This window comes from bacterium (assembly GCA_024226335.1).
Taxonomy (GTDB): domain Bacteria; phylum Myxococcota_A; class UBA9160; order SZUA-336; family SZUA-336; genus JAAELY01.
Window position 1 is genome coordinate 1 of sequence record JAAELY010000221.1, and the last position, 4,298, is coordinate 4,298.

The 4,298-nt window shown below is 61.9% G+C and carries 3 protein-coding genes; 1 reads left to right on the forward strand and 2 read right to left on the reverse strand.

All coding sequences use genetic code 11. From position 1 onward, the window contains the following. Positions 1 to 183: 183 nt before the first annotated feature. On the reverse strand, positions 184 to 1,491 hold the full coding sequence (gene ltrA, locus GY725_10765) for a group II intron reverse transcriptase/maturase (GenBank protein ID MCP4004667.1): 1,308 nt from the start codon (positions 1,489 to 1,491) through the stop codon (positions 184 to 186). A 638-nt stretch (positions 1,492 to 2,129) separates the two neighbouring features. On the opposite strand from ltrA, the gene GY725_10770 reads away from it, so the two are divergent. Further along, complete coding sequence (locus tag GY725_10770; protein ID MCP4004668.1) at positions 2,130 to 2,342, forward strand: PilZ domain-containing protein; 213 nt, start codon at positions 2,130 to 2,132, stop codon at positions 2,340 to 2,342. A 346-nt stretch (positions 2,343 to 2,688) separates the two neighbouring features. Here the strand turns inward: GY725_10770 and thiC are convergent. Beyond that, a partial coding sequence (gene thiC, locus GY725_10775) for a phosphomethylpyrimidine synthase ThiC (GenBank protein ID MCP4004669.1) occupies positions 2,689 to 4,298 on the reverse strand: 1,610 nt, incomplete at its 5' end.

The following is a 4,298-nucleotide window of genomic DNA, read 5'->3' on the forward strand; positions in this document are numbered from 1 at the left end:
CCGGTAGGGTCGAGGACTGGCGCGGTACCCCGTAGGTGTGGCCTATCCGTGCTCCCCGTTTCCTCTGGGAGTGCCTCACTATCCACACCGTGAGCCCGTTTCCAGCCCCCGCCACATCGCACGCAGCGTGCGGTTTTCCCGCACTACGCGCTCCTGCACACTTCGCACCAAGACTTATGAAACCTATCGTACCGGAGCCGCTTTCGACGAGGGCATGTGGTATCGGATTTGATAATCACTATAAAGCCCAAGACTCTCATAGAGCCACCGCCTACTCCACCGCTTCCAGCCGAAGCCCTGACGCTTGCGGGCGCGGGCCAGGTGTCGCCGAATCTTCTTTTCTACCCAGTCTCGAATGTACGAGAAACATCGACTGGAGTGTCCTGATCGAAAGTAGTTGACCCAGCCGCGCAGGACCGGATTGACTGTCTCGATCAGCCCCCGAGTCGCTTGGGATTCGAAGCGACGAAAGACGTCCTTGAGCTTACGGAATAACGCCGTCCGCTTCTTGAGCAGCGGAATGCGCAGTGGCATCCAGCGCCCCCTCGGGCTGCGAATGCGACTAAACCGGAAGCCCATGAATCCGAAACTCTCCCCTCTTCGCAAGTCGACCCTCGCCGTCTTGTCCTCGTTCACCTCCACGTGCAGTTTGGCGAACTCCTCTCGAAGACGCTGCTCAACCGCTTTGCGAAGCCAGAGATGCCGCGGATGGAAGTCCACCAAGACGACCAGATCGTCAGCGAAGCGTATGTACTCCAACGCTGTCCACTGGCCCGTGCGAGTGGTCTCCTTCGCCCGCTCCAGCACCCGGTCCACCTCGTTGAGGTAGATATTGCTGAGCAAAGGCGAAATCACGCCACCCTGGGGTACTCCCCGCTTCCCGGTCGCCTTCATGACCAGTCGCAGTAAACGCATCACATCCCCATCGTCCACCCGCCGAGCCACTTGCTTCAGCACGATGTCATGTCGCACCGTGTCGAAATAGGTCCTCAGGTCGAGATCGATGACGTACGTCTTGCCTTGAATGATCGCGTCCGAGACGCGCTGCACCGCATCCTGCGGCTTCCGTTTCGGTCGGTAGCCATACGACCCCGGTTGGAAATCCGCCTCAAAGATCGGCTCCAGGATGAGCTTCAGCGCTCCCTGGACTACCCGGTCCCGTATCGTGGGGATCGACAGCACGCGGACCTTCCCGCCGTCCTTGGGGATCTCCACCTTCCGGACCCGCAGGGGGCGATACGTCCGGCTGCTCAGCTCCTCTCGGAGCTCCTCGACAAACCGTCCCACGCCTCGTTCCTCAATGACCGCGAACGTCTCTCCATCAATCCCTGGAGCTCCGTTGTTTTGCTTGGCCAGCCGGTACGCTGCGTGAAGCGTCTCTGTCTTGCAGACGTGGACGTACAGTCCCCAGAAGCGCCAAGACGGTCTGGCCTTCGCCTTGACGTATATCCTTCGTCTCAGGTCTTGCAGATCAATGGGTGCATTCGTCATCTCACCCCTGCCTTCCATGTTGACCAAGGAGTTGTGTACAGCAGGGCTCCTTCGCTCCACTGGCGTTACCCAGTTTCACTGCTACTACGAGCCCAGCCGTCACCGTCTCGTCTGCGGTCGATTTCCCGGGGGCGCCGGTTATACGACCGCTCCTGCTCCGCCGATTTCTCGACGGGACGAGGACGGCTTCTCCAGTTGCTTGGCGTGTCCTTGTCACCGTGCCACCCCTACTACCCCGCCGGAGTGACCCATCGCCTCAGTCAGCCTGCGATTGGCCATGTTGCCTTCGCCCGACAGTAGGGGGCTCGGCCTCCGGATCCTATAAATTGTCGAGGCCACTTTGGGTTCACTTGCATTGCGGCCCGGTGACTCGCTCACCATCCCGAGGATGGCTTTGTCGGTCGGCTTCAACAGATTCGTTTCCTCCACTGCTGCGACCCAAGCTACGGGGGTCTGACTCTTACCCCGGTGGGCTTCATCCCACTGAACACGCCAGCCTTTGCTGGACGCACTGCCGTCCATTAACTCCGCCGACCGACGTTGGGCAGACTGACCTTCCCCCAGAATTGCGCCGCCCAGGTTAAGTATGAAATCTACTAGCCTCGAACCGGACCGGCGGCTCGCCTCGACGGCGTTCGCTGGGAACCGCACAGACCGGCTACCCTAGAACGTCTCTGCGCATCGTCGACATCAGCGCCACCGGTGCGTTGATTGAAACTGAAGCGGCGCTTCCGGTCGGCGACTCAGTCGATCTGGATCTGGAGCTGGGGAACGGCGCCGTTGCGCAGGTTCGGGCTCGGGTCGCTCGGGTGCTGCACCTGCGGTTTCGAATGAACCAAAACCGTGTCTAGGAAATCCGGGGCGATTCAGATCAGATCTGGGCGAGGGAGATCTGCCCCATGAAAGCCATGCAGCGCGGCTAGTAAGATCAAACCAGGTTTTCGAAGAGCCTGCGTCCGAGGATGGGCGATATGCTAACCAGCATCTAACCCACCAACCCATCCACGCGGCCGATCTTGACCCGAATGCGCCCCCAAACCGCAGCGATTTCGACTCGGGGCGACGCGGGGTGTGTGCGGCTACAACTCGCGGCTGGCCGGATTCTCGCACGAGGCGATCATGGTGTCGGGATCATGATATGACCACGAGCCTGACATCACCGGGTTTCCCCGAGGCAACCCGACCGAACCCGTTACCTCAAGACTCCACGTAAAGCTTCGAACCCGCCTTCCGAAACTCCCCCGCCTTGTCCTTCATCCCCTGCTCGACCGCCGCACTCTCCTCGACCTTCTGCGCCTTCGCATATTCACGCACCTGCTGGGTGATCTCCATCGAGCAGAACTTCGGTCCGCACATCGAGCAGAAGTGGGCGACCTTGGCGCCGTCCGCCGGCAACGTCTCGTCGTGGTAACGACGGGCGGTCTCGGGATCCAGTGACAGGTTGAACTGATCTTCCCAGCGGAACTCGAAGCGCGCCTTGGACAGCGCGTCGTCCCACTCCTTGGCGCCGGGGTGGCCCTTGGCCAGGTCCGCGGCGTGGGCGGCGATCTTGTAGGCGATCAACCCTTCCTTCACGTCTTGCTTGTCCGGTAGGCCGAGGTGCTCCTTCGGGGTGACGTAGCAGAGCATCGCGGTGCCGAACCAGCCGATCATCGCCGCGCCGATCGCCGAAGTGATGTGATCGTAGCCCGGAGCGACGTCGGTGGTCAGCGGGCCGAGGGTGTAAAACGGCGCTTCGTGACAGACTTCGAGCTGCCGGTCCATGTTCTCCTTGATCTGGTGCATCGGAACGTGACCGGGTCCCTCGATCATCACCTGGCAGTCGTGTTCCCAGGCGATCTTGGTCAGCTCGCCCAGGGTCTCCAGCTCGGCGAACTGCGCCTGGTCGTTGGCGTCGGCGATCGACCCCGGCCGCAGGCCGTCCCCCAGCGAGAAGCTGACGTCGTATGCCCGCATGATCTCGCAGATCTCGTCGAACTTTGTATAGAGGAAGCTCTCCTGATGATGGGCCAGGCACCACTTGGCCATGATCGAGCCACCGCGGGAGACGATGCCCGTCACCCGCTCGGCGGTCATGGGCACGTAGGCCAGTCTCACACCGGCGTGGATCGTGAAGTAGTCCACGCCCTGCTCGGCCTGCTCGATCAGCGTGTCGCGAAACAGATCCCAGGTCAGGTCCTCCGGTTTTCCCCCGACCTTTTCCAGCGCCTGATAGAGCGGAACCGTCCCGATCGGCACCGGCGAATTACGAAGGATCCACTCCCGGGTCTCGTGGATGTTCGCCCCCGTCGAAAGGTCCATCACCGTGTCGGCACCCCAACGGGTGGCCCAGATCATCTTTTCGACTTCCTCCTCGATCGAAGAGGTCACCGCCGAGTTGCCGATGTTTGCGTTGATCTTGACCAGAAATTTGCGCCCGATCGCCATCGGCTCGCACTCCGGGTGGTTGACGTTGTTCGGGATGATCGCCCTCCCCCGGGCGACCTCGTCGCGAACCACCTCCGAGGCCATCCCCTCGCGAACCGCGACGAATTCCATCTCCGGCGTGATCTCGCCGCGGCGGGCGTAGTGCATCTGGGTCACACGGCCGCCCGATCGGGCCTTCAACGGCTTGCGCAGATCCGGGAAACGAATGTCGGCGGTCGCGGGATCCTCCTCCCGCTGACGCCGGTACTCGGAGCTCGAGCCGTCGAGCCTGTCGACATCGGCACGTGAGTCGATCCACCCCTGGCGTAGCGGCGGAAGGCCGCGATCCAGGTCCGCCTCGAAGGCCGGATCGCCATAGGGGCCGCTGGTGTCGTAGAGCC